Origin of the sequence: Paraburkholderia fungorum, from assembly GCF_046027215.1 — a bacterium.
In the GTDB taxonomy this organism is placed as follows: Bacteria; Pseudomonadota; Gammaproteobacteria; order Burkholderiales; family Burkholderiaceae; genus Paraburkholderia; species Paraburkholderia fungorum_D.
In genome coordinates this window covers 115,557-141,004 of sequence record NZ_JAQQEN010000003.1, presented here as the reverse complement: position 1 = coordinate 141,004, position 25,448 = coordinate 115,557, and the positions used below count along the sequence as shown (strand labels likewise).

The 25,448-nt window shown below is 59.6% G+C and carries 14 protein-coding genes and 4 pseudogenes; 15 read left to right on the top strand and 3 right to left on the bottom strand.

Features of this window, described 5'->3' with window-relative positions:
- The first annotated feature begins 241 nt into the window (after positions 1 to 241).
- Both PQR27_RS36425 and PQR27_RS36420 read left to right on the top strand, forming a co-directional pair.
- Entirely contained in the window at positions 242 to 1,168 is a 927-nt protein-coding gene (locus PQR27_RS36425; RefSeq protein ID WP_408528521.1) for a tyrosine-type recombinase/integrase, read from the top strand.
- A gap of 8 nt (positions 1,169 to 1,176) precedes the next feature.
- A pseudogene (locus PQR27_RS36420) lies at positions 1,177 to 2,383 on the top strand (IS91 family transposase).
- Between the two features lie 1,155 nt (positions 2,384 to 3,538).
- On the opposite strand, the gene PQR27_RS36415 reads toward PQR27_RS36420, so the two are convergent.
- On the bottom strand, positions 3,539 to 6,445 hold the full coding sequence (locus PQR27_RS36415; protein ID WP_408528520.1) for a CHAT domain-containing protein: 2,907 nt from the start codon (positions 6,443 to 6,445) through the stop codon (positions 3,539 to 3,541).
- Between the two features lie 494 nt (positions 6,446 to 6,939).
- Between PQR27_RS36415 and PQR27_RS36410 the strand changes: the two genes are divergently transcribed.
- The 10 genes and pseudogenes from PQR27_RS36410 (at position 6,940) to PQR27_RS36365 (ending at position 22,025) form a co-directional block, all read left to right on the top strand.
- The gene (locus PQR27_RS36410) at positions 6,940 to 7,461 is read left to right on the top strand and encodes a hypothetical protein (RefSeq protein WP_408528519.1); all 522 of its coding nucleotides are present in this window, start codon (positions 6,940 to 6,942) and stop codon (positions 7,459 to 7,461) included.
- Between the two features lie 571 nt (positions 7,462 to 8,032).
- Positions 8,033 to 10,897: a CHAT domain-containing protein gene (locus PQR27_RS36405; protein ID WP_408528518.1), complete on the top strand. Its 2,865-nt coding sequence runs from the start codon at positions 8,033 to 8,035 to the stop codon at positions 10,895 to 10,897.
- Between the two features lie 638 nt (positions 10,898 to 11,535).
- A complete protein-coding gene (locus PQR27_RS36400) occupies positions 11,536 to 12,096 on the top strand; it encodes a hypothetical protein (RefSeq protein ID WP_408528517.1) in 561 nt (186 codons plus the stop codon).
- Between the two features lie 1,458 nt (positions 12,097 to 13,554).
- Positions 13,555 to 13,952: pseudogene (locus tag PQR27_RS36395) on the top strand (RidA family protein).
- 542 nt (positions 13,953 to 14,494) lie between these two features.
- Positions 14,495 to 16,015, top strand: a complete 1,521-nt coding sequence (gene pdxR, locus PQR27_RS36390; RefSeq protein ID WP_408528516.1) for a MocR-like pyridoxine biosynthesis transcription factor PdxR — start codon at positions 14,495 to 14,497, stop codon at positions 16,013 to 16,015.
- Positions 16,016 to 16,422: 407 nt separating this feature from the next.
- Positions 16,423 to 16,854, top strand: coding sequence for a cupin domain-containing protein (locus PQR27_RS36385; protein ID WP_408528515.1), 432 nt, complete (start codon positions 16,423 to 16,425; stop codon positions 16,852 to 16,854).
- A gap of 94 nt (positions 16,855 to 16,948) precedes the next feature.
- On the top strand, positions 16,949 to 18,340 hold the full coding sequence (locus tag PQR27_RS36380; protein ID WP_408528514.1) for an acetamidase/formamidase family protein: 1,392 nt from the start codon (positions 16,949 to 16,951) through the stop codon (positions 18,338 to 18,340).
- 2 nt (positions 18,341 to 18,342) lie between these two features.
- Positions 18,343 to 19,290, top strand: coding sequence for a metal ABC transporter substrate-binding protein (locus tag PQR27_RS36375; RefSeq protein WP_408528513.1), 948 nt, complete (start codon positions 18,343 to 18,345; stop codon positions 19,288 to 19,290).
- A gap of 6 nt (positions 19,291 to 19,296) precedes the next feature.
- Entirely contained in the window at positions 19,297 to 20,664 is a 1,368-nt protein-coding gene (locus PQR27_RS36370) for a metal ABC transporter permease (protein ID WP_408528512.1), read from the top strand.
- Between the two features lie 254 nt (positions 20,665 to 20,918).
- Positions 20,919 to 22,025, top strand: a complete 1,107-nt coding sequence (locus PQR27_RS36365) for a porin (RefSeq protein WP_408528511.1) — start codon at positions 20,919 to 20,921, stop codon at positions 22,023 to 22,025.
- Positions 22,026 to 22,549: 524 nt separating this feature from the next.
- On the opposite strand, the pseudogene PQR27_RS36360 reads toward PQR27_RS36365, so the two are convergent.
- Positions 22,550 to 22,795: pseudogene (locus PQR27_RS36360) on the bottom strand (GntR family transcriptional regulator); the annotation flags it as partial.
- 116 nt (positions 22,796 to 22,911) lie between these two features.
- Between PQR27_RS36360 and PQR27_RS36355 the strand changes: the two are divergent.
- Together PQR27_RS36355 and PQR27_RS36350 are read left to right on the top strand one after the other, a co-directional pair.
- Positions 22,912 to 23,556, top strand: a complete 645-nt coding sequence (locus PQR27_RS36355; protein ID WP_408528510.1) for an HD domain-containing protein — start codon at positions 22,912 to 22,914, stop codon at positions 23,554 to 23,556.
- A gap of 77 nt (positions 23,557 to 23,633) precedes the next feature.
- The gene (locus PQR27_RS36350; protein ID WP_408528509.1) at positions 23,634 to 24,341 is read left to right on the top strand and encodes a nitroreductase; all 708 of its coding nucleotides are present in this window, start codon (positions 23,634 to 23,636) and stop codon (positions 24,339 to 24,341) included.
- A 101-nt stretch (positions 24,342 to 24,442) separates the two neighbouring features.
- Here PQR27_RS36350 and benD read toward each other — a convergent pair.
- A pseudogene (gene benD, locus PQR27_RS36345) lies at positions 24,443 to 24,544 on the bottom strand (1,6-dihydroxycyclohexa-2,4-diene-1-carboxylate dehydrogenase); the annotation flags it as partial.
- A gap of 202 nt (positions 24,545 to 24,746) precedes the next feature.
- Between benD and PQR27_RS36335 the strand changes: the two are divergent.
- Positions 24,747 to 25,397 (top strand): amidase family protein, encoded by a 651-nt coding sequence (locus PQR27_RS36335; RefSeq protein ID WP_459251667.1) that lies wholly within the window; start codon positions 24,747 to 24,749, stop codon positions 25,395 to 25,397.
- Positions 25,398 to 25,448 lie beyond the last annotated feature (51 nt).

Genomic DNA, 25,448 nt, shown 5'->3' with positions numbered 1-25,448 from the left:
TGGCACACAAGAATCGATACAGAGAGGTCATATGTGGTGGCCTAGACCGTGGCGAAGACAACGAACGCGATTATGCAAAGCGCAGACCTTGCGATAGGCAATGTGGCGCTTTGGTCACGCTTCATGTCTCGGCTGCTCGCTCCTGATAACCGGAGTTGAACGAAACCGCTGACGCGGTATGGTAGCTGGCCCACGTCCCCGTCCTGGCCGGCGCCGCGGGCATTCCTTTCCGGGTGCGACGATGACAGTGCAATTCATCGCACCTGCTCATCCCGAAAGGAGTCCTGCCATGACACCCCTACGTCAGCGGATGGTCGAGGATATGCGCGTTCGCAATCTCTCGGCCAATACCCAACGCGCGTACCTGCAGCAAGTTGGCGCCTTCGCGAAACACTTTGGCCGCTCCCCGGCGACGCTGGGGCCCGAAGAGATCCGCGCCTGGCAACTGCACCTCGTCGAAGTCCGGCAACTGGCGCGCAGCAGCCTGGTTACCGCGACCGCCGCGCTGCGCTTTCTCTACACGGTCACGCTCAAACGAGACTGGGCCGTCGACGACATCGTCATGTCGAAGAAGCCACGCACACTACCTGTGATCCTGAGTCGTGAGGAGGTCACCATTTTCCTCGAATCGATCAGGAGCTTCAAACACCGCGCGATCCTTATGGCAGCCTACGCCGGCGGTCTGCGCATTTCGGAAGTGACGCGACTGAAGGTCAGCGACATCGACGGCCGGCGGATGGTGCTGCGCGTCGAACAGGGCAAAGGCCAGGTCGACCGCTATGTGATGCTCTCGCCGCGGCTGCTGGAAATCCTGCGCACCTACTGGCAGGCTGGACGACCACAACACTGGCTGTTCCCGGGGCGGTTTCCTGACCAGTCCATCGACCCTGCGACGATCCGGCTGGCGTGCCAGCAGGCCCGTCGCCGAGCCGGAATCAGCAAGCATGTCACGCCGCACTCGCTGCGCCACGCGTTCGCTACCCATCTTCTCGAATCGGGTACCGACGTGCGTACTATCCAACTGCTGCTCGGCCATCGCAGCCTCGCCACCACCTCGCGTTATCTGAAGGTGGCTACGAGCACAATCTGCGCGACCACCAGCCCCTTTGACCTGCTCCCTCAACCGGTTGCGCCTAATCCACCAGAAGAACCGCCGACGCACTTCTGAGTGCGACCATGAAGTTCGCGCCATTGGAAGTGGCGGACGTGTTGCGTCGCTACGGTGCAGCGTATCGTCAAACCCATGCCGGGTCACTCAGTCTCGCCCCAGCGGCGCGTCATGAGCGCGGTTGAGCTATGCCGGACCGCTGCGCTCGGCGGACATGTCGAACAGTGCGATGCCTGCGGCCATCAACGCATCGCCTATAACAGCTGTCGGAATCGCCACTGTCCCAGGTGCCAGTCACTTGCCCGCGCACGATGGCTCGACGACCGTCAGGCCGATCTGCTGCCGGTACCGTACTTCCACGTGGTGTTCACGGTCCCGCAAGAGATCGCTGCGATCGCCTACCAGAACAAGGCGGTGGTCTACGACATCCTGTTCCAGGCCACCGCCGAAACACTGCAGACCATCGCTGCTGATCCGAAACACCTCGGCGCTGACATTGGCTTCATCGCGATCCTCCACACCTGGGGCCAGAATCTGCTGCACCATCCACACCTGCACTGCGTGGTGCCAGGTGGCGGTCTGGCACCGGACCACTCACGCTGGATTGCCTGCCGTCCTGGTTTCTTCCTGCCGGTGCGCGTGCTATCACGCCTGTTCCGGCGTCTGTTCCTCGATCGGTTACGGCGTGCCTTTGAGACCGGGCGCCTGCGGTTCTTCAACGCCCTCACGCCCCTGCAGCATGGGCAGGCGTTCGCCCACTATCTGGATGGCCCGCGACGAGCGGAATGGGTGGTGTACGCAAAGGAACCGTTCGGCGGCCCGCAGCAGGTACTCGACTACCTGGGCCGTTACACGCATCGCGTCGCCATCTCGAACAATCGCCTGATCGATATCACTGGTGGACACGTCACGTTCCGCTGGAAAGACTACCGCCATGAATCCGCACAGCGCGTGATGAAGCTCGATGCGCCGGAGTTCATCCGCCGCTTCCTGCTTCACGTGCTGCCGCGCGGACTGCAGCGTATCCGTCACTATGGGTTCCTCAGCAACCGGCGCCGCGAAACCGGACTCGCCGAATGCCGGCGCCTGCTCAAGGTTATACCGCCCCGCGCGACGGCCGCTGATGAGCTCAGCCAGGACTATCGTGACCGCTACGCCAGACTCACCGGTCGATCCCTGCGTGACTGTCCAGCGTGCGCGCGCGGACACATGGTATGCATCGAACTCCTCCCGCATCACGCCCGGCCGCGGGCACCTCCTGCTGGTGTGCCGTGACGCCCGCGCCTTCACGCTTCTGCCTAGACAACCGGCTGACCGGTTGCGGCAGCGCTTTGGCCGCGCCCCGGATATTGCGCCGCCACCGCCCGCATCGCACCGCTCCGACACGATCGCATCAGCGTCCTCGCAACCTTCACACGCAGCAGCGGGACGTCTTTCACAACCCATCCAACACCGCCATCTGCAACATCACGGTCATCACGCTGATTCAATACCCATAGCTGCCCGCGCTAGCGGAGCGGTTTCGCTCAAAGGATTTTTAGCGAAGCGGGCGCGGATTTCGTGCCGTGCCCGCGAGCATCCCCGTGCGCCGCTTCCGCTTCGCTAAAAATCCTCTGCCTTATCAGGATTAAAACAACCGGAAAGCCCGGAATGAACGCCGCACAGCCGCTTCCACAACTAAAGTTGTGTCTAGATTTCAACTAAAGTTGTTGCTACCGGCGGTGGGCCGGGGGATGCAGCTCCATCAGGTAGCCGTGGGGTGCCTGTGAGGTGTGGCAATCCGACCTTGCCGGTTTCCCACCTCTTGCGGCAGGGCACCCAGTGGTCGTCAGTCGATCCTGAAGAGAGCGATTGCCGCTCGGACTTGATGAAGCCCCGACGGGCAACGAGCCCGATTTGCCGCGAGTCCCCGCATCCCGACACCCCGTCGAGGGTAGGCGACCAGCCAGTGATCTCATGCCAGCCTTGCACTACATGGCGATCCAGACGAGCGGCGGTGGACGACCCACAGCGGACAAAGAACTTTGCAAGGCACGACGACCGCTTTCAGGACGCAACGGACGCTCGGCCGAAAGCCCCGTGGCATTTGTGCCGCGTCGGGTACTTCAACTTCCTCCGGACTTGTTGCTTTCTTCGAATTTGTTCGCCAACTGTGTCTTAGCAACTGCTTTCCGATTGTCGCATACTGGTCACGTGCGAGCCACAGACACAACCCGTCAACAAAGCGTGGTAGATGATGACAGCGGCAAGAGTAGCGACGCGATTTGAATGTCAAGCCAGTGTCAAAAGCGAAAATGCAGGTCCCGAAACTATCAGAGCGAGCCAAGCATGTGCTCGAACGCCATCGAGTCATGCCGGTTCACACCTGCAAGCTCGATAGCAAAAGGGATTGCCACTAGCGTCTACGGCGAAGTACCTTGAAGTATGAGATCAGCGAGCCGCATCACCGCTCAGAACATACGCGCCCCAAAAATACGGATGACGATAAAGCGCCCCATCTTTGCCGGCGGCCATAGCGCGCTCTGCGCGCGCGAGTGCATCGGCCTTTGACAGCGACGGATCGTCGGCATAAGTTCGGAACACGCCGGTTGTGACCTTGGTCGCTGAGCGCGATTCAACTGCCCACTGAGTGACGAGCATCGAACGCGCGCCTGCCGCGAAAAACGCCCTGGACAATTCCGAGATTGCATCACCAGCGGTGCCGGTAACGAATCCCGTATTGCAGGCGGACAGAACGACCCAGTCGGCGTTCAGCCGCAACGTCACGATATCGTCCGCAGTGAGAATAGAATCGGACAGCCCGCTCCCCTCGTAGGCCATCGCAAGACCCGCCTTGCGCCATCCCGGTACTTCGCCCGCTACGATGCCGTGTGTCGCGAACAGCACGACGCGCTCATTCGACATATCTGTCTTCATCGCTTCACTACGCGAGGCTCGCGTACCCCGGAGCACACTTTCATCAGAGGCACCAAGCGTCGTGGCGATGGAGTGCGCTTCGGCCATCGTTTCGGGTAACGGCATCACGCGATGGTAGTCGAACGCCCGAGCACCCGTGTCGACGGGAAAAGCGCGCGCGGCAACGCTGGCGGTTGGCGTGCCCACGGCTTGCGAATCGCGACCGTCGAAGCTCGGGTCAGCGAAAGCGATCAGCGGTTTATTTGCGTGCGTGGCGGGATGACTCCGCGCGAGTGCGAGTGCAGAGGCGCTCGGTAAGCGCACGGGCGTTGCTGTGTCGATCCACCAGTTGGCGTCTGCGAGACTTGACGCGGGACGCGTAGCCAGCACGTCGAACGGGACGCTCGCGAGGACTCCGCTCGTCCCGATGTACACGGTCGTCGCCGCGTGAATATCGTCCTGCACCGGGGCGATCAGCGCCTGGTACAGGCTCGCCGCCGCGCCCAGATCGAAGCCTGCCAGATCGCCCGCGTGCTGCGGTGGCACTCCCGCAGCAAAACCGGCGCGCAATGCCTTTACCTGCCTCGCGAGTTCGGCACGTGTCACCCGCAGGCGGACCGCGCGGAAGGACCCGCCGGGACGTACCACGAACGCGTAGCTCGCATCGCGCCCCGCGTAGAAATCCACATAGACCTCGCCTTCGTGAAGTGCCTTGCCGAGGGCGTTGGGTGTCGGGATTTCTGGCGACACCAGTTGACGATAGAGCGGAAATTGCGCGGCAATCTGCTGACGCAGACTGGCCAGCTTTCCGTCAACCGCCTTGATGGCGTTCTCTTCATGCTCGACATTGGAACTGGCAACATTCTGCCGCCCTTGAGAGCCACCTTGCGTTTGTTCCGCTTCGAGCCAGTTGGTCGAGCGCGCAAGCGCGAGGTGTGCGGTGTTCTGCTCGTGGCGCAGCGACTGCTCTTGCTCGATCAGCGCGCGCAACGCTGGCGTCGAAGCCGCGAGGCGCGCCGCGCCATCGGCCATCGCGCCTTGGGTTGCGTTCATATGGAACAGCTCGGCGATCTGAAACGCGAGGACCTCGCCTTGCTCACCTTCGGTCATCGCGCGGCTCAGAGATTGGGCCAGCGCCCCGTCTTCGTCGTACGCGCCCCGAGTACTCGAGTCGTTCCAGTCGTCCTGCGTGCCAATGAGGGGTTTGACATAGGCGGCGATCTCCGCCTCGCCAACGTTGCCGGCAGGATCTTCCAGCCGGTACAGCATCTGCATTGCCGCCTGGTACTTGTAGAACGGGCTTTCGGGCCCTTGGCGGGCCAGATTCCTAGCCATCGTTGCCCTGATCCGCCTGTCGGCCTCCTGCCAGTTTCCGTGCGCTGCGAGTATCAGAGACTCGCGTTCGTCATTGCTTATCGTGTGGGCCACTACCGGATTGATGCTTGCTGCGGACTCGTAGGCGTCTGCGTCCGCCTGATGGTCGCCGATGCGCCCTGTTGCAAGTGCATACATCAGACGTAGCCGTAGTGCGTTCGCGACGTACCCCGAAAAAGAGGCGAGGTTTGCCTTCCGGTAGCCTGTCATCGCGGCATCGACGGCCAACATCGCGCCATCGTAGTCGTCGTTCGATGCAAGCGCCATCGACCGGCCGATCTCAACCTCCGCACGCTGCGTGACATTCGCCTTCATGTCGGGACGATTGTCGATATCCCATCGAATCTCATTCGCATAGCTAAGCGCCTCCGTCCGGCGATTGTTCTGGACCATCTCGCGGATCAGTTCGGGAAAGTTGTCGAGGAGTTCGTTGACTGCTGCCTGGTGCCGTCTGACACTGAGTGCCGGGTCGTTGATGTTACGCCAGGCGAGTTCCGCGCCTTCCCGGCGCTTTAGCAGCGCGAGGTCATGCCGGTTAAGATACCGACGGTCAATTTCCGCTTCAGCGGAGAAGTAAGCATAGGATGGCTCGCGCGCCAATGTCTCGAGTTCTGCCGGAGTTGTGTCGCGCGCCAGCGCCTGGGCGCGTCCAAGCAGGCGTTCGCTACGCGCATAGTCGAAGCCCTGGGCGTACCCTCCGGCTAGCGACGAAGCGGTCAGCGAGCGTCGGCCAGCCGGAATATGCGAGTCCTCGACGATCTGCTCGCGGATCCGGATCGAGTCGGCCACCATTTCCGCATGGAAATAGTCCGACGACAGACCGTCGAGCAACGCATAACGCGCGTTGCCATCAGTCGTGTCGCTCAACTGACGTCGCACCGCCTGTTCACGCTCCCGTAGCGTCTGTTGTTGGGGACCCTGTGCAGCCGACGACATGGGCGCCGATGACGCGGGGGAATTGCCGGTTCGGGATGTCCGGGACGAGCCGTCCGACGTGCATGACAGCTCTGCCAGCGTGAGCGGGATCAGCGAAATCAAAAGGATCAGCCGACGGTAGCGCATCTCCATGTCCCGGTCTCCATTGGGCTGGTTCGGCTTCGCGATATAAGACGATGGTCGGCCGCTCTAGTAGTGCTTGTATTGAAGCAGCAGTAAAGTGGCGATGCAAGGCGTGAAGCGCCCCGCATTGCTGGGTACTCCCTCTGACGAGCGTCACACTACTTGGATTCGTCAGTAGCGCCGGATCGCGGCCAGGGTTGCGTTGGGTCGACGCTGGGATGAGGGCCATTCGGAAAAAGGCTGCGTGTGGAAGGTGGCGCGTCACCCTGGTCAGGGTTCGAACCGGAGCCGCTTGCTGCGGATGCCGGTTGTGCACACGCGGTGCTTGACGGAATCGGCGCGGCTTTTGGAGCCGCCGCCTTTCCTGATACAGAGGTATTTGTTTTGGGCACCTCGGCCCTGGTGACAGTCGACAGGCAAAATAGCGCAGGTAGCAAGACGAGAATGCCTCTGCTCTGTTTCTTGACTATCATTATTTTGCTCCGCACGTGTACGGGGGAACCATGGAACGCGAGAACCATCCAGTCTGGGCGGTTTATGACAAGCTTCGTACCGCTCGGCTCAATGTCCGATATTACAGTGAACGGCTGCGCCGTCTGGAACTTCTGGATAAGGCGATGGACCTAGCGCTCGTCATCGCGGCTCCGACATCGGCGGTTGCCGGTCTTTGGTTTTTCAAAACTGACATGGGCAAGCATGTATGGCAAGGCCTCGGAACGGTTTCCGCCTTCATTGCTGCCATCCGGCCGGCGATTCAGTTTAGAAAAACGCTCAAAACGTATGAAATGACGATCGTTTCTTATCAAGCCCTCGAGTACGACCTCGAAACGATACGCCGCAAAGTCGAACAGCGCGGGATTTACGACGAGGAGTTAAAGGCTGACTTTTTGCGTGCGCTCGAACGACAGCGCCACATCGACATTTCCAGTCCGGACAAGATCGCCAATTCGCGGCTTCTGAAAACCTGCACGACCGCAGTGCTGTCTGAAATGCCGTCGAGTGCTTTTTTTATTCCGGAACGATAATGACAACGGCACGGTCTTCGCGATGACAGGACTCTGGCGGGACAACCTCGCAGTCCCCTGCTAGGTTCGCAATCGGTAAAGCGAATCAGTCGCCCTTTTGCCATTTACGGGCGGCGACTGCGACGATTTTCTGTCATGCTTCATTAACAACTCGTGTTATTAACGGCAGGCCAGATGATTGGCACGTCCTATGCCGTCGCGAGCGTCGGCTGCGTGCAACGGAGCCATCGCTCAAAGTCCAATAAAACGACGACGAACTGCAGAAGCTGGCCGATAGCAGACAAGGTTGTTTGTCTGTCACAAGCTAATGTTCGTCTTTGGACGGTTGATGCCATATTTCCGTCTTTGTCCTTGGTGCTACTGGGCAGCGGGACAGCTTCAGAGTACGAATTGCGCGGAGGCAGCGCTGCTTGGCGCTGGCGCTCGCGCGGTACTGACAGACAATACCGTGGACACGCGCCATGCATGAGCCCATAGACTACGGAGGTCTGCAACGACGTGTGAAGCGGAGGCAAGGATGATCATCCGATCCGAGAATACATCGCATGCCGTGTGGCGGTGTCTAAGGCCTATGCTGTGCATCCTGTCGGCAGCTATCTTCGGATCGTTTTGCGCGTTACTCCGGACTGCGGTAGCGGGTGAACCACAAGGCGTGAATGCGTCCGTTGCAAAAATCTACAAGACGTCGGGACAACCCTCGGTTGCCGATGAAGAGAAGGCCATTCGTAAACTTCTGGATGAGAATTTAGACGGCGATATACGACTTTCGCTGCTGATTGTGCTTGTCCAGGATTATTTTGACGAGGATGACCCCTCGGACGCGAGGCGGGTGATGGAAGACATCGTTGATGACAGGCTAATCCCGCCTGGCCAACGCTCGCTGACAGCCTCGGGACTCGCCCTTGTGTATGCGTTGGAAAACGACTTCGTGCGAAGCCAGAGGCTGGCGAATCAGGCGAAGAAACTGGCCGACCAGACGCCCGCTGCCGAACTTGAAACGCTGTCGGAAGAACCGGCCTACGAGCATCTCTCTGCCGAGGCGGAGCTTGCGCGCCGTGCGTTGAATCAACATGACACGGCGTTACGCCTAGTGCGCGAGGCGTCCGATCTTGCCAGAAAGAACCTCGACAACCCGTCGCTCAGTGAACATCGCCACGAGGAAGCCGCCAATCAACTCCTCGACGAAAGTGTGCACCTCGTTGACTTGCTAACGCAGAATAATCGGCGCACCGAGGCGCTGAACTACGCGAACGGACTGCTTTGGGACATCGACCACGATCCGCGACTCAAACCTGGCCCCTTGCAACGCGCGCTCGTCGAGGTTGCAGTCTCGATCGCGCTCATGTCCAACGACGACTACGATGGCGCACTCTTCTGGATTGACAAAGCCATCAAAGGGTATCAGGATGCCGGCGCGCTCCCCTATTCCTACCCCTATGCGCAAGCGCTCCGCACACGGTTGATGATTGCGCTTGCGACGAATCGCCTTGCCGATTACAAAGCCGATGCCGAGGCGTTCCAATACGCGGCTTCGATCAATCCTGTCGTGGCCAAAACACCGAGCTCGGACGAGCGGCTGTCTGTGATACTCGCGACGCAGGGGAACTGGTCGGGAGCCGAGTCGAGCATTTCACGCGTGCTGGAGTACAACCTGATGCATCAGGGTGCGCAGAGTCCATTCGTCAAGTATCAGTCTGCAATGTTGATGCTCTATCGCCTTGAGGATCCCGAAAGAAAGGTCAGCGAAAGTGAGATCTCCCGATACGTGATGCCCATGCTTGGCCAAAACGACGATTGGGACGCTTTCGGTAGCGCGGGGGCTTTTGTCGAGGACGGTGCGGTTGCAATGTGTCTGAGCCGCCTCATGGACGACGGCGCAGAGGGTCAGGCGCTCGCCTTCCGTATTGCCGAATTGTTTCACATGAATGCGACCCAGGGCGCAATGAGCGATGGTGCAGCGCGATTGGCGGCGGTCACACCGGAGCTGCGCAGCCTGGTTGAGCAGGAGCAGATGACACGTCGTGCCCAGGATACCGAACGGATGGGGCTCTCGGGGCTGAGCACACGCCTTGCCAAAGTCGACGCAGAAAATACCGTAGATAAGGGGAATGCGATCGCTAGTGTCAAAGATGCCGAGGAAGCTATGAATGCCTCGGCCAAGGATCTGGCCACACTACACGACCGCATCAACAAGCAGTTTCCCGAGTACCGGCGGCTTGTATCGTCCGCTGTTCCAACGCCGGACCAGGTGGGCGCGGCGCTGCATGCCGATGAGGTTTATGTCGACTTCTACGTCGGGCGCGGTGCGACCTACGCATTTGTCATTAACGCCAAAGGCTCGCTGCATGCGACACGACTCAACGTAACGCGTGCAGACCTGAAAAAGCAGATCTTGACGCTTCGCAACGTGTTTGATGCGGGCGTTCCGCCACGTAAGGCGGGTGATCTGGCCGGGTTCGACACAACAGTGGCATCGGATCTCTATCGCTTGTTGATCTCTTCGATCCAGCCCGACCTCGAAGGGGCGGCCACCGTGTACATCGCCACGAGCGGCATTCTCTCCAGCCTGCCGTTCGATGTGCTCGTGACGGCACCCGCAACGGATCTTGCGAGTGTACACTGGTGGATCGCCAGCACAATGCCGGTACGTATTCCGAATTCCGCAGCTCTCATGCTCGCCCGTAGTCATCCAGCAGCGCACGCTGGCGAGGCGCTGATCGCATTCGCAGATCCGAGCTTCGACGGCCGCGACTCAGCCAGGATTGCCGCCCCCCCAGTTGATAAGACTCCCGCGCGAGCCTTTCCGGTTGATGCGGGTACAGCTTCGTTCGACTACCATCGCGTCGCACCGCTACCTGAGACGCTCGACGAGGCGACCTCAATCGCGAAGACGCTCAATGCCTCCGGGCACAGCGTGCTGTGGGGAACCAGCGCCTCGCGTAGCGAAGTCATGAAGCGGGATCTGTTGAACGATCGGGTTGTTCTGTTCGCTACACACGGCATTGTCGCGGGCGAAGTGCCGGGCTGGCACAAGGCGGGGCTCGCGTTGGCCTATGAGGGAAACGGGCTGCCAGATTCGGTTCTCACCGCGGACGACATCGTAACCCTGCGGTTAAATGCCGACTGGGTGGTACTGTCCGCCTGCAACACGGGACTTGTCACCGGTAATGCGGGAGATGCAATGTCGGAACTATCCCGCGCCTTTTTTTCGGCGGGGGCTCGCTCGATTCTCCTCACCCAGTGGGCTGTCGAATCTCGCTCGGCGACAGAGGTGACAACCGGTGTATTCCGCACTTATGCCAGTAATCCCTCGCTGTCAAAAGCGGAGGCACTAGCGCGTACCGAACGCGACATGGCCAGCGGCAAGGATGGAGAACTCTACCGTCACCCGTATTTCTGGGGTGCATACGTTCTTGCCGGTGACGCGGCCCGCTGATCTTCGACAATGCTTCCTTAGTGGCAAACTTCAGGCTGCGGCCTGCGTCTTCAAATCCGATGGTTCGACAGATAAAACGGGACGATAGAACGTGTTCGACTCAGGCGGAAGCCGGAACATGCACCTCGCGGTCGAGGAACGATCCGCCGTGGCCATACCAAGGGAAGCTTTTCGCCAACGGTTGAACAGTCGCGCGGCCCCTTCATATATGGGCCGATTGGTGCCTCTTGAGCAGGCTCTGCGCACGGCGTCCACACCATCGCTCTTAACGCCGGACCGTTGCCATCAGGCGGAATTTCAGATGATGCGGCCGCTCCAATGTCCGACCTCCCGTGCAGGCGAATGGCGTCTGATGGCCGAAACCGGAAGTGCGAAGAGAAGCAGCGCACCGGCACCACCGAGTCAACCCTGAATTTGCAAATCAATGCGAACCTCGCTGTATGTCACGTGAGCATTGCAAGCCCTCACATCGTATGTTCGTTAGCGCACATACAGCACTAGATGACTGCCGCGCTCCCGGCGATATTGTCTAGCCTCGTTACACAACGCCTCCGCGTGTCCTCTGCGGACTCCGTTGCAAGACCGCGCTGCGATGTATCCGCGAAGCGTGGCGCCAAGCCGTGACCGGGAGGAAACTGATGAGCGATGCCATGAAAGCTTGTTGCTCCGCGCCACATATCTTCCGTGTTCTCTCGACAGCGCTCCTGCTGCTGGCGTTACCGTCTGCTGGCTGGGCGGACGACGGCAACGGTAAAACCGATGGCGCGAGCGCCATAACCACTGAGACAAACAAGGACTGGGCCGAAGCAGTACGACAAACCGAAATTTACAAGGACGAACCCCTCTTGCTCATCATGCATTCGGCGAAAGACTGTGAGTGGTGCGCCCGGTGGAAGGGCTTCCTTGGCGGGAAGCACGACTTCGAATCGTGGGCCCAGAACCATCCAGGCGATCGTCTAGTCATCGTAGAACGTTCGGCGATAGCCGCCACTGAGGTGGCCGATGACTACCCGGACGAGTTCCAATGGCTTTATCAACGCAACTTGCGGCGTGGCCATCTTAAATCCCGGACCCCGATGTTCGAAGTTGTTGTTGGAAAGCACGTGGTCTGGCACTGGCCCGGTTATTATTCGTGGGACAAAGCGGTATTTCCCGCGATAAAAGATTTAGACAGTCGCCGCCTAGTTCGATCCGAATGAACGAACCAGCGACGAGCGTTCGGCGACACCTGAACCGGGGCGGAATTCGTCGAAGGAACTCCTGCGGCAGGATACTGGCAGAAGCAGTGACCTGGTAAGTGGCACGACGCCATCCCCATGCAGCGTAACGAGGCTTTTAGTGTGCGGTCCTGCTGCAGGTGAAATGCTGTCTTTAGAGATTACTAGTGGTCCAACTACGGCACAGCAACCCATAGCGGCCCGCGGCAAGCGATCGGCCCAATGAGCAGAATGTCCGACGACGCAACCTACACGGCCGGCGCGCGAATGTCAGATGTCTGGGAGAAGCCGACGTTTGAGTGTCTGTCTGTGCGCGCTTGCGAACGGCGGGAGATGGCCGATTCTGTTGAAAAAGTCGCGGACCGTTGCTTGTGCAGGGTTTTCAGGGGTCCTCGCACCCTTAACCGATGTTCGCGAGCGGTTTGTAGGCCGATCTGAGAGGTCGATTTTTTCGCCAGCGGATTGCATACGCCGTACAGCGACTTTTTCAACAGCATCGGCCGCACTCGGCCGACCGATTCCAAGTCTTCGCCACTGCCTTAAGAGGTAGCACGCATTAATCCACTGCGCCAACCGCGAAACTTCACCGAGCCGTGCAGCATCGTTGGTCGCGCTCATTCACTGCCCGCTCCGTTCTCCCATGGCGCGCGCCTGCAGATACGAGCGGGCCGCCTGCGTCAGCAGGTGTTGCAGTCCGTAGTAACTGCTAATCGCGTCCGTAGATTGCGCTAATGTAAGGTTTCGGCTTAGCCCACGGATAAAGGCATGACAGCGCTTTTGCGCGTCTTTTTACGCGTTGCGTTTCGGCAACGCATGGACGCTAGGATGTCCGTTTATTTTGCTAACGTGTTTGTCTGTCCTTTGAATCTGCTAATGCATCCGCTCGGCAACGGCTCTTGGACGACGAAGACATTGGTCGGGACTCGAGGTATATGTGGCCATGTACTTCGTCGGCAGCTACGTTCCGTTCTCAGATTGTGGCCTAAATTGTGGCACTTTCTGCCACTCAGTGAAGCTCGTCGCCATCCCTTGCTTGGCTATGGGCCATTGCGCGATCGCCGCACGAGTCGTCGGAGAAGCGCAATGACCCACTCTTGAGGCGGTGTTAGCAGATTTAATGGACGCCGTTCGCGTTCCAAAAGACGCCATTAGCAAAATCTACGAACTTCAACAGCAACTCCATCTTGATACCCGCTGGATATATCCCAATACTCAATCGGTGTTGGACTCGTGCTTCTCGCGTCCACTATCCTGTCTTTTCGTGTTTTCGTCGCGGACCTTGATGTCTGCGGAGATGCGGCGTCGGCAACGACGTTCGCCAATTCGCGTTTCGCGCCCGACGAAGCCGCCTGTATGAACCGCGCCGTACTGCCAGTTGCAAGCGGAGACGACGGCTGACGCTGCCGCCATCCGAATGCTTGCATAACGAGGAACCCATTCATGAGCGAACGCAAAGCCATCGTCCCTGTTGGGATGGAAACTGTGTACGAAAAAATCCGCTACGCCCCGCGATCAAAGTCGGCAACACCGTCTATGTGTCTGGTCAGATTGGCCGTAATGCGGCCATGCAGCTGGTGGAGGCTCGCGAGGAGCAGATAGCCCAGGCGTTTGAAAATCTCAAACTCGTGCTGGCTACCGCGGGTGGGTCGTTGAGCGACGTGGTTGACCTGACCACTTTCCATACCGACATGCGTGACTTGCCGCTGTTCATGCAAATTCGGAATCGATATCTTACAACGGACCCGCTGCCGGCGTGGACGGCGGTGGGTGCTCACATGCTCGGCGGAGCGGCGGGCTATATCGTCGAAATCAAGGCGGTGGCGGTGCTGCCTGAATAACGCGGCCGCGTTATCGCTTTCGGGTAGTGCGACATGGTGGAACCGCTTGTTGGCGGTGCCGTGATCGCCACTCGCGAGGCGCGATCCGGCGCTCATGAGAGGTTTCCATTTTATCGGTTACCTGGAAGCGGGTACGCGACTGCGCCCGGCCCTAGCAGCCCCGGTATTCGTCGCTGCCGGCGCGCTGTTATTAAAGAATCATCTGGCAAAACGGCGCGCCGCTCTCGCTTCGATTGTGCGAAGGCCTCGTGCGGAAGTTGGCTAGCGGGCGGATCGTCGCGCGCGCCGCCGGCCTTTGGCTGCGCTATCCGCACGGATGCGTTCCAGGTTCGCCTTTGCTCCCGGGTGGATGCGCAAGCCGCCTGAGGAGTCGAGCATCTTGGTTGCTCTTCTCCTTAAAATTGAAAAACTGCATCATAATGCATATTTGTGCTGAAATTTACACCAGACATGATGCCTGTTAGATCTTGTACTGCAGTATATTGCGTGATATCTTTGGTAAGTTCGTCCACGCGGCGAGACCCATCCCGAATGAGCACTTGATGATCAATCCCATGCCCGAACCGGAGCTAGCTGAGCTCCGGGTGGACCGGAGCAACGGTACACCCCTTCATCAGCAAATCTCGGAGCGCATCAAAGATGCGATCTCGACAGGTTCTCTGGCGCCGGGCGCGCGCCTCCCTTCGTCACGTAGTTTGGCGTCTCAACTTTCGGTTTCTCGCGCAACCGTCGAACTTGCTTACAGCATCCTCGCTGGCGAAGGTTATCTGAACCGTCAACACGCCGCGGGCACGCGTGTGGAATTGCGCCCAGTTGGACGACCGCCGGAACCGTCAAGACGATCACCGCAACCGTTGATGCCCGGACTGGCCTCGGAAGCCGCTCAACTCCCGCGTCCGTTTCAAATAGGGCTCCCGGCGCTCGATGCATTTCCGCGCAAGCTCTGGTCAAGGCTGGCCGGCCGGCATGCGAGATCCCTTTCGCTGTCCAGGATGGTGTATCAGGCAACGGGCGGCTTCGGCCCGTTGCGGCAGGCGATTGCGAATCATCTGGTCATTGGCCGCGGCATTCCGTGCAGCGAGGACCAGATCTTTATCAGTGCGGGGTTCCTCGGCGCATTGGCACTGATTGCGCGTACCCTGATAACCAGGGGGGATGAGGTCTGGGTCGAAGACCCCAGCTTTTCGCCGGCGCGTCACACGCTCGAACTCGCAGGCGGTCATCTGATTCCGGTTCCTGTGGATGACGAAGGCATCAATGTGCCGGCGGGACTTGCACTGGCCCCAGCCGCTCGACTCGCTCTGATCACTCCGGCAGCGCAGTTCCCGCTTGGCGTCGCGCTCTCGCCCCGGCGGCGCGCGCACCTCATGGCCTGGGCCGCTGAAACAGGGGCGTGGGTTATCGAGGATGACTACGGCTGCGAATTCAATCACCTGGATCGACCCGTATCGGCGCTCAAGCGCCTCGATCACGCGGACCGGGTGTTGCATGTGGGTTCCTTCAGCAATGTCCTGTTTCCCGGTCTGCGTTTGGGTTATCTGGTCGTGCCGCCTTCGCTGGCCGCTGATTTCGAACGCACGTCTGCGTTGTTGCCTTTACAACAGTCGCTACTCGATCAGATGGTCGTGGCTGACTTCATCACTCAAGGTCACTTCGTCCGCCATCTCGCGCGGATGCGAAGCTTGTACACCGAACGTAAGTACGCGCTCGTCGACGCATTGAAGGATGTTTTCTGCGACTCGGTTCAAATGAACGACACGGGGAGCATGCACGTGCTGTTGCGCCTGCCCCCGAATTCCGATGACGTTGTTTTGGCCAATCGGGCCCGCGCGCACGGAATGGCGACAACCGCGTTGTCCCCGATGGGTTTGCGGGCCAGCACCGGCCCGGGTCTGCTGTTGGGGTTCACGAATATGGCCCCAGATGCGGCAAAGGATGCCGCGCGACGCTTGAAAAGCTTGCTCGCCATACCGGCCTCGCCGCAATACCGATCTAGCCAGGGCGCCCGAATGGCGCTCCCGGACGCCGATATCTCTTCCGGTGCTTTCGCCGACCATATTTAGCGGCTATGACGCGGGCTGATCGACGCTCGTTTCGGTGATCATGGCTCGGCATCCTTTATTGCGGCTTTCACTCGAGCGCCGTTCATTCCTATGCGGTCGATTGCTATCGCCGCTCCGCGGCACAGCGCGCCGCCTGCATCCTTTTACGCGGCACGGCGAAGCGTCGACGGGTGGATCGAAATCGAACGTTCGTCACGCACCGCCACCAGACCAGCGCAAATCGTGAGTTCGGTGGTCTGGTCATTTTGACGATTCTTGGTCGATGTCTGTTGGGTCGACGTGGATTACGCTTTCCACTAGTTGAGTTTTCGTGGCCGGAATCGCAGCCGCTTTCGGACAGTGTCCGGCGGCGACTCCCACAACTCATTCCCTGAAACGCATTCGTCTACTCAAAATAGCAGATCGCCATGTTCTCGTTTCGTTGCAAAAAGTTGTGTCAATTCGGACTTCTCAGTGTCGCGGCCTCGACGGTTTTCACGGTCGCACCGGCATGGTCGCAAACGGCGGCCAGCGGACGCGCGATCGAATCCATCCTGGCCGAAAAGCTGTCGGTGGCACCAGGTAGGGCTTTGACCGCCCAGGTGGTGCACTACGCGCCTGGCGGCTCTTCGAAGTCGCATCACCATGACGCGGACGTCTTTGCCTTCGTCCTTTCGGGCAAGATTCTTTCGGGGGAGGAGGGGGAAGAAGCGAAGGTCTACAACGTCGGGGAAGGCCATTTCGAGCGCCGTGGTCAACATCACGTCATCAGCAAAAACGCCAGTACGACTGAACCGGCGAGCATGCTCGTGGTTTTTATCTCCAACGAGAACGCCAAGCTGACGACCTTCGATCACTGATCTGCGAAGAGCACATTGCCGGTCTGCGGATTGCTGTCGACTGGGAATGTGCGGAGCACATGGTTGTCGAAGAACAAGATAACGAGCGTTAGAAATGCGCCGCAATAAAAATCGACTGAAAACAGGTCAAGAACGGAGACAGATAATGGATTACCGGACATGTACCGTCCGATGGGCGATTTGGTCGGCCGCGCTGCTGACTGTTGCGGGTATGGCCCCGCCACCTGCCGGTGCTCAGACTATGGTTTCCCAATCGGCACCGGCAGTCGGCGAGGCGCTCGCGTCGAATTCCACCAGGGGAAAAGTGATCCGGTTGGAGGCAACGCCTGCCACGACCCAGTTCGGTTGGTACGACAACGCGCAAGCTCCCGTTCTCCGCATTCATTCGGGGGACACGGTCGTCATGGAGACGCTGATTCACGGTCACGCGCAGATCGTGCCGGATTCAACGATCGAACAGATGACGGCTCGCGCAAAGCAGGAGCAGATCGACTCTCCCGGCCGCGGCGTGCATTCGCTTACAGGGCCGGTGTATGTGGAGGGAGCGAAACCCGGCGATACCTTGAAGATTGAAATCGGCCATATCGTACCGACGTCTTACGGCCTCAATTTCAATTATCCCGGATTTGCGGGCGCGTTTCCGAAGCAGTTTCCGCAAGGTCAACTCAAGTACTTTTACCTCGATCTGGCCAAACAACAGTTTCAGTTCGCGCCAGACATCTTCATCCCATTACGGCCTTTTCCGGGGATCGTCAGCGTTGCACGCGCCGAGCCGGGCCGCTACGGCACCGTGCCGCCGGGACGTTTTGGCGGCAATCTTGACATCAACGAGATGGTGTCGGGCACTACGCTGTACTTGCCCGTGTTCGTCGATGGCGGCCTGCTATGGTCCGGGGACTCGCATGCCGCGCAAGGCAATGGCGAAGTCAACCTGACTGCTCTCGAAACCGCCTTCAAAGAACTGCCTCTCAAAGTTTCCGTGCTGAAGGGCGTCAAGCTCGATTGGCCAAGAATCGAGACGCCGACGCATTGGATCGCTACTGGCTATGACCGCGATCTCAACGTCGGGTACGAGTTGCTGAAACAGCAGACGATCAAACTCATCGCCGAGCAGGACGGGTTGGCACCCGAGGCAGCGCGAGCCCGTATGCTGGCGACGTGGGACTGCCGCATTTCAGAAGTGGTCAACATTCTGAAGGGAACGTACTGCATGGTTCCCAAAGCCACCAGCATGGCCGCGCCCGTACTGCCCACCAGAAGCAATTCGGACTATCTCGTTACCTATGCCGCCGACAAGGATCTGAACAAGGCGATGGACGCGGCATCGTTGGCGATGATCGACAAGTTGACGACGGAAAAGCATCTCTCGCGGCTCGACGCTTATTCGCTCGCGAGCATGGCCATGGACTGTCGGCTTGGCTCGCCCGCCACATCCGAGCGCGAAGTGCACTGTCTGATGAAAAAGAGCTATTGGACGGGAGAGTAAGCATGCGCGAGTTTGCCGTCCTGGTGCGACTGGCAGTGGTTTTCATCCGGCTCGCCGTGGTGGTTTCTTTTCTGCATGTGCAGTCCGCGGCAGCGCAGATAGTGGTGGTCGCTACGACGAGCGATGTTGCAAGTCTCGTCAGCGCAGTGGGAGGCGACCTGGTTCAGGTGAAAACCATTGTCCCACCGGCAACCGATCCCGAGGCATTCGAGCCCCGCGCCAGCGACTTCGCGAAGCTGGCCCACGCGGACCTCATCGTTCGAGTGGGTTTGGGTTACGACGTCTGGATTGACAGGCTCACGGACCGGCTCCAACGGCCCGATCTGCAGCAGGGTGGTCCACGCTCGATCGACGCCTCGACGGGGATACCGCTGCTGGAGGTGGGCGGCCTCAACCCGCTCGTTCCGGACGACGGCCACGGGCATGGCATGGCCAATCCCCATTACTGGCTCGACCCCGTCAATGCGGAAACGATCACGGCGAACATAGCGACAGGCATCATCCGGCTCGCGCCCAGCGCGCGAGATACCGTCGAGGCAAACCACAACCGGTTTCTCGCGAACCTGCATGAGCGGCTTGCGGCGTGGTCAAAACAGCTGGCGCCTTATCGCGGCACAGCGGTTCTCGCCTATCACAATGGCTGGCCTTATTTCGCACGCCGTTTTCAACTGGACATGATCGGCTTCATCGAGATGAAGGAGGGGGTTCCACCAAGCGCCGCACGTTTGATCGTGCTGATGGCTCAGGCGCGCCAACGCGGCGCGCGAGCCATTCTGCAAACCGCATATGAACCGAAACGCTATTCCGAAATACTTTCGGCACGTACGGGCATACCTGTCGTTACGCTGGCGCCCTCAGTAGGCAGCATGGCCCAAGCGCCGGACTACCTGAGCATGATGGATTACAACGTCGACACGCTCACGCGCGCGCTCGCATCGTCCGCACGGTGAGCCAAAGTGACGATCTCACCGTACGACCTCCTCGCGCTACTTGCGCCTCCGTTTGCGGCGAGCGTATTGTTCGTCGCCATCCACGCCAATTTCGGTTTGCACGTCTTGAGACGTGGCGTCATTTTCGTCGATCTTGCTCTGGCGCAGATGTCCGCGCTCGGAGCGACTATTGCATTCGCGGTTGGACATGTGCCGACGAGTACTTCCGGTCTTGTCTACACGTTTCTTTTTTCCGCCATAGGAGCGGCGCTGCTCACCGCCGGCCGAGGCTTGCCGAAGGTCGTTCACACTGAAGCGTATATCGGCATTCTGTACGTCGTCGCTACCGCGGCGACCATTATCGTCGTCGACCGTTCGCCGCAGGGAGCGGAGCACGTCAAACAGATACTGGTCGGCAGTATTCTGACCGTTTCGGTAGACGATCTGCCGAAGTTCGTGATCCTGTATGGAGCGATCGGCGTCTTTCATTGGCTCGCCCGCGGCCCATTGCGAATGGCGACGGAAGCGGCGGCGGCAGGGCAGGCGCGCGGCGCATTGATCTGGGATTTTCTTTTCTATCTGTCTTTCGGTGCAGTCGTCACGAGCTCCGTGGCGACTGCCGGCGTGCTTCTCGTCTTCTGCTTTCTAATCATCCCGGCGATTATCGGGTCGTTGTTCTCGCAACGCTTCACTGGCGCGCTTCTAATCGGCTGGCTCGGCGGGGCGGCGGCCAGCGTAGTCGGTCTCGCCGCATCATTCGAATTCGACCTGCCTGCGGGCGCTGCGATGGTCCTCGCATTTGCGCTGACACTCGCGGTCGCGATCATTCTAAGAGCGTTTATTTCGTTGTCGGGGGAAGAGGGCAAAAACCGGCTTCGCTTCCTTATTAAAGGTGTATCGGTGACCATTCTGACCGTCGTGTCAGCGGCCATGATCTGGCTCATGGTGATGCCGGCCGCGGATCAGCCGATGCTTGATGTGTTGGAGTTGGCTAGCGGCATCGGTCCCGAGGCGTTCATGACGCCCAGCGAGCGGGCAATTTATGCGGACGCCGTGAAGGAAGTCCGTCTTCGCCAATCGCAGGCAACGCAGTTCACGACGCTGGAGCGGCAATCGCGCTCGCAGAGCGAGCCGCTTTCAGATGACGAGGTACGGCGCATGGGCGCGTTTCAGCAAGCCTTCAACGAAATGGCACGCGGTGAAGATTTCGTGGCCACGTCGCTGTCCGCGCGTGCCCGCGAGCGCGAGCGCTGGTATGTCGGACCAGCCGTCCTCATGGCTGCGATTCTCGGCCTTATGGCCGTGATGCCACCTAAAGTGCGCGCGCGCTTCTTTACCCGGTCACGTTGGCGGCGAGCAGCCCGGATGCTCCGGCATCCTTCTTCGAAGCGGTGAATTTGACGGATTGATCTTCGTCAGCTAGTCGCTTCATGCCAATCACGATCAGACATCCTGATCGATGTAGAAGCGACCTTCTCTCAGCAGTCTGTTAACCGGAAGTTGGAATTCTCCCGGGCGGATGACTACGCCTGGTGCTCGCGCTCGCCCGCACAAATCACTCGCGCAGGCGCCATCGGCTCGCGAGGCTCGGGTGAGACGGCTTCCCAAACCGGTGTCGTTTTATTTCAACAACCATGAGACATAGCAAAATGAGGAAATTGCATTTGAGAATGGCCGCCGCGGGTGCCGTTGCGGCACTGATGGCGCCGACCGCATGGGCGCAATCGTCCGTGACACTGTACGGCATCGTCGATGCAGGCGTTGAGTTCTTGAACAAGGTTGGCCCGCAAAGCAGTACGGTCACGCGCATGCTAAGCATATCCGGCACCGTGCCGTCTCGCTGGGGTATCCGTGGCACGGAAGATCTGGGCGGTGGGCTCAGTACCGTCTTTGTTCTGGAATCCGGTTTCGCTCCGGGCACGGGTGCATTGAATCAGGGCGGTCGTCTCTTCGGCCGTCAGGCGTGGGTTGGCCTTCAGTCCAATACGTGGGGGCAAATCGGCTTTGGCAGACAATACACGATGCTGCTGTGGGCGATGCTGAATACGGACCTTCTCGGTCCAAATGTGTACGGCCTGATGGACAGCTATCCCGCCAATGCTCGCGCTGACAATTCCCTTTCCTACAAGGGCAAGTTCGGCGGCCTGACCGTTGGCGCAACGTACAGCTTCGGCCGTGACGCGACGGCCGTTGCCGTGCCGAGCCCGTCGGCAGCGAATTGCCCTGGCCAGAACCCCGCGGACGCGCGCGAATGCCGCGAATGGTCGGCGATGGTAATGTACGAGACGAGCTGGTGGGGCGTGAACGCCGCGTATGACTCATTGAGCGGCGGCCCCGGTGCCTTCGCAGGTCTCACCCGTAGCAACCTGAGGGACGATCGCGCCGTGCTGAGCGGCTACGTAATTGTGGACAGCACCAAGGTCGGCGCCGGTGTCATTGCACGTCGCAATGGCGCGAGCGCAACCCCGCGTAGCAACCAGTATTTCCTTGGCGTGTCCTACGACATTCGCCCGGACGTCAACCTGGCAGCCGAAGGTTACTACCTGGACTACCGCCGTAGTGACGACAAGGCGTGGCTCGGGGCAGTGCGGGCAACCTACCTGCTCTCCAAGCGCACGTCGGCCTACCTGACTGCCGGCTATGTCGACAACAGTGGGCAACTCAATATGTCGGTCAGCGCCGGCGCCCCGGGCGGGAATCCCGTTGCGGGCGGTAACCAGTTTGGTGTGACCGCCGGTATCAAGCAGATCTTCTAAGGCGCGTCGCCACGCCGGTGCGCGGCGGGTAGCTGTTCCCTGCCGCTCAGACTTCGCGCGACCGCGACCCCGCGATAGCGGGGCGCGCGCGTGCCGGTGTGCCAACTGACAGGTGCAGCGATCGTGCGTGATGTTGCCGTCCGTAGTAACTGCTGATGTGCCCGTAAATTACGCTAATGTAAGACCTCAATTTTCTCCCACAGATAAGCGCGCGGCAGTGGTTCTGCACGTTTTTTTGCGCGTTCCGTTTCGGCAACGCATGGACGCGCGGATGTCCGTTTATTTTGCTAACGCGTCTGACGAAGCTCAACAACAAGGAGCGGGAAATGGCGGCTTCGGAGGGAGCGGCTAATCGCGCTGCGGAAGTAGCAGACATTCTCCGGCCACTGGGGCGTGGATCACTCTCGAAAAGCTTGCATTAGTAGCCGCGAAACTGCTGGGCGTTCATTGGACAACGGTTTATCGATTGCGGCGGAAGTTTCTCGCAAACCCGGTTGCGAGTGCTGTCATCCCGAAGCGCCGTGGCGTTCGGCCACGCGAGTACCCGCTACCCCCAGACCGATCGCGAATTGCTCGTCGATCAGCCGCTCATAGGCCACCCGCACAGTGCCTCGGGAGACGCCGAGCTGAGCCGCCAGATCCAGCCAGGAAGGCAGCCGTGCGCCGGAGGCAAGCTGGCCTGTCTCGATTGTGTTCCGGATTGAGCAGTAGATCTGTGTGGACAGCGAGATGCTTCCGGAGCGATCGAGGCCGAAGGGGAGGGTCGGCATGTTTCTAATGGTACATTCAAAGATATCAATCTTGGCACTTTATTATGACCCGAGAGAAGTGTACTTTTCTCTTTATCAACAGAACGATCTGTTCTGATGCGGAGGAGGATAAGACCATGGCAACGAACGACATTTCCAGCGTAGCAATCCCTGACAGTCAATTGGCGCGCGAGGTAACGCAGCTCATTCGCGACACCGAAAGGGAGTTGCTGTTCTCTCACTCGACTCGCGTCTACTTTTGGGGCGCCCTGCTCGGGAAACGCAAGGGCATGAGCTTCGATCCGGAGTTGCTATACGTCGCCGCCATGTTCCACGATCTCGGCCTGACATCGGTTTATCAGGAGAGCCAGCTTCGCTTTGAAGTGGATAGCGCAAATGCCGCGCGCGATTTTCTGCGAAGCCACAAGATCTCCGAGGGGGACATTGAGAAAGTCTGGGCCGCCGTCGCACTTCATACCACGCCGGGCATTCCTGAACACATGAATTCAGAGATCGCCCTGGTCCAGGCCGGCGCGGGAATGGACGTGGCGGGGCGTGGCTTTGAGCAGTTCACAGACGAACAACGCGAAGCGGTGATCGCTGCCTATCCTCGCGAGACCGACTTTGCCCATAAGATGATCGATACGTTCTATCACGGAATGGCGCATCGGCCTGCCAGTACATTCGGCACTTTTAATGACGATTTCCTTGCCCACAAGGATCCGGGCTTCCAGCGCGTGAACCTCTGCAGCATCATTCTCGGTTCGAATTGGGAACGGTGATTTCCCACCCGGCATTCTAATATGGGCAGCGTAAGGTATTAAGCGTTGTAATGCATCAAATGATAGGACTATGAACCATGTCTGATGTTCAGGAAAAAACGTTGCAAGTATCAACCGAAGTTGAGAAAGTCATGATGAGTCGATTTGCCAATCGATTCTATTTGAACCGCGCAGTCGATCTTGAGATCGTCACGGGCATTCTGAATTCGGCGCGTTATGCGGGTACGGGAGCGAACGTGCAACCTTGGCGCGTCTATGTCACAACGGGGGCGGCGAAAGCGACGTTGACCAAGGCCATCGGTAACGCGCATGAAACAGCGCCTGGCGAGCATGCGTCCGAATACAGGTACTTGCCGGACCCGTTGCCGGAGCCGTTTGCCTCACGCCGGCGTGAATTCGGCTCGGCCTTCTACGGCTCACTGGGGATTGCCCACGACGATCTCGCCGCGCGCGCGGCACAGAGCGCGCGGAATTGCCGGTTTTTCGACGCGCCGGTTGGTCTGATCTTTACGATCGATCGACGTCTCGAGAAAGGAAGCTGGCTTGATCTGGGTATGTTTATTCAGAACATCATGCTTGCGGCAAAAGCGCGAGGGCTTGACACCTGTACTCAGGAATTCCTGTCCCGCTACCACGCTGTTATCCGTGCCAATCTGCCGCTTGCTCCTGAGGAGTTGGTCGTGTGCAGCATGGCTATGGGCTTCGGCGATCCGGAGTGGGCAAAGCAGCGGCCGCAAATGCCGAAGGCTTCCATTGAAGAGTTCGCATCGCTCCACGGCTTCTAAATGCCCGGACGCGCGCCGCCCGGGTAGGGCGGCGACATTCTGTCCAGCCCGGCAGCCTGATAAATAGATGGCTCGAGCGAGTGGCTCGAGCCATTCGTAATTCAGCCCGTGTCACCGCCGGCTACCGGCAACACAGTCCCGGTGATATAACCGGCTTCGTCCGAAGCAAGTAACAGAATCGGCGCCGCCTGTTCGTCGATGCTTAACGCGGTTGCAGGGTTCGAGCTCACGTCGCCGGTCTGCCGACCACCGGTGGGTGCCCGGCGTTCGCCCGGATCGCGAATCGCACCGCGCCGCTTGTCACCGCACTCGAAGCGGCAGGCGCGATTCTGATCGGCAAGCAGAATATGGATCACTTCGCGACCGGCCTTGTCGGCACCCGCTCGCTGACCGGGTATTGCCGCAATGCATTCGATGCTCGCTACATTCCCGGGGGGGGGGGCGAGTTCAGGTTCCGCGGTCGCTGTCGCGACCGGGCAAGTATCGCTTTCGATCAGCTCCGACACTGGCGGGTCGGGGCACGTACCCGCCGCGTTGAATAACATCGTCGGGCTGAAGTCCACACCCGGTGTGATCGACACTGAAGGTTTTCTGTACTGCAACCGCACTTTCGATGTCGCGCCCGTGTTTGCACTGACGGTCGCCGATGCCGCACAGGTATTCGAAGTGTTGACGGGGCAACAGAGGCCACATACCGATACGGCCGGAGACAATGCGTCCGTTGGCTTTCGCTTCGGCGTGCCGCACGAAGGCCAGCTGCAGTTTTTTGGCAACCAGCACGTGCGCGCGTGCTATCTGGACGCCGTCGAGATGCTCGCAGGTCTCGGCGGCGAAGCGGTGCGCATCGACTACACGCCGTTCTCCGAAGCCATTGCGAACCCGCTCGGCCACGCGGCGATCAGCGTGCCGGCCGGCTTCACCGACCGCGGCCTGCCGTTCGGGCTGAGTCTCGTCGGCCCCGCATCGAGCGAACACGCGTTGCTCGCGTTGTCTGCTCGCTCTGAAGGGCGGGTCGCACGGCCGCTCGGCGCGACAGACCTACGTGTTCGCACCTGAAGCCAGGCTGACAGGAGAGGCAACCAAGGTCAGAATTGTGTTGGCATACTT

What these genes read in the sequence shown, in the direction of transcription:
- PQR27_RS36335 (WP_459251667.1), top strand. Translation starts at nt 24,747, where the DNA reads ATGCATTCGATGCTCGCTACATTCCCGGGGGGGGGGGCGAGTTCAGGT.
- PQR27_RS36350 (WP_408528509.1), top strand. Translation starts at nt 23,634, where the DNA reads ATGTCTGATGTTCAGGAAAAAACGTTGCAAGTATCAACCGAAGTTGAG.
- PQR27_RS36365 (WP_408528511.1), top strand. Translation starts at nt 20,919, where the DNA reads ATGAGGAAATTGCATTTGAGAATGGCCGCCGCGGGTGCCGTTGCGGCA.
- pdxR (WP_408528516.1), top strand. Translation starts at nt 14,495, where the DNA reads ATGATCAATCCCATGCCCGAACCGGAGCTAGCTGAGCTCCGGGTGGAC.
- PQR27_RS36415 (WP_408528520.1), bottom strand. Translation starts at nt 6,445, where the DNA reads ATGGAGATGCGCTACCGTCGGCTGATCCTTTTGATTTCGCTGATCCCG.
- PQR27_RS36400 (WP_408528517.1), top strand. Translation starts at nt 11,536, where the DNA reads ATGAGCGATGCCATGAAAGCTTGTTGCTCCGCGCCACATATCTTCCGT.
- PQR27_RS36410 (WP_408528519.1), top strand. Translation starts at nt 6,940, where the DNA reads ATGGAACGCGAGAACCATCCAGTCTGGGCGGTTTATGACAAGCTTCGT.
- PQR27_RS36375 (WP_408528513.1), top strand. Translation starts at nt 18,343, where the DNA reads ATGCGCGAGTTTGCCGTCCTGGTGCGACTGGCAGTGGTTTTCATCCGG.
- PQR27_RS36355 (WP_408528510.1), top strand. Translation starts at nt 22,912, where the DNA reads ATGGCAACGAACGACATTTCCAGCGTAGCAATCCCTGACAGTCAATTG.
- PQR27_RS36405 (WP_408528518.1), top strand. Translation starts at nt 8,033, where the DNA reads ATGCTGTGCATCCTGTCGGCAGCTATCTTCGGATCGTTTTGCGCGTTA.
- PQR27_RS36385 (WP_408528515.1), top strand. Translation starts at nt 16,423, where the DNA reads ATGTTCTCGTTTCGTTGCAAAAAGTTGTGTCAATTCGGACTTCTCAGT.
- PQR27_RS36425 (WP_408528521.1), top strand. Translation starts at nt 242, where the DNA reads ATGACAGTGCAATTCATCGCACCTGCTCATCCCGAAAGGAGTCCTGCC.
- PQR27_RS36380 (WP_408528514.1), top strand. Translation starts at nt 16,949, where the DNA reads ATGCGCCGCAATAAAAATCGACTGAAAACAGGTCAAGAACGGAGACAG.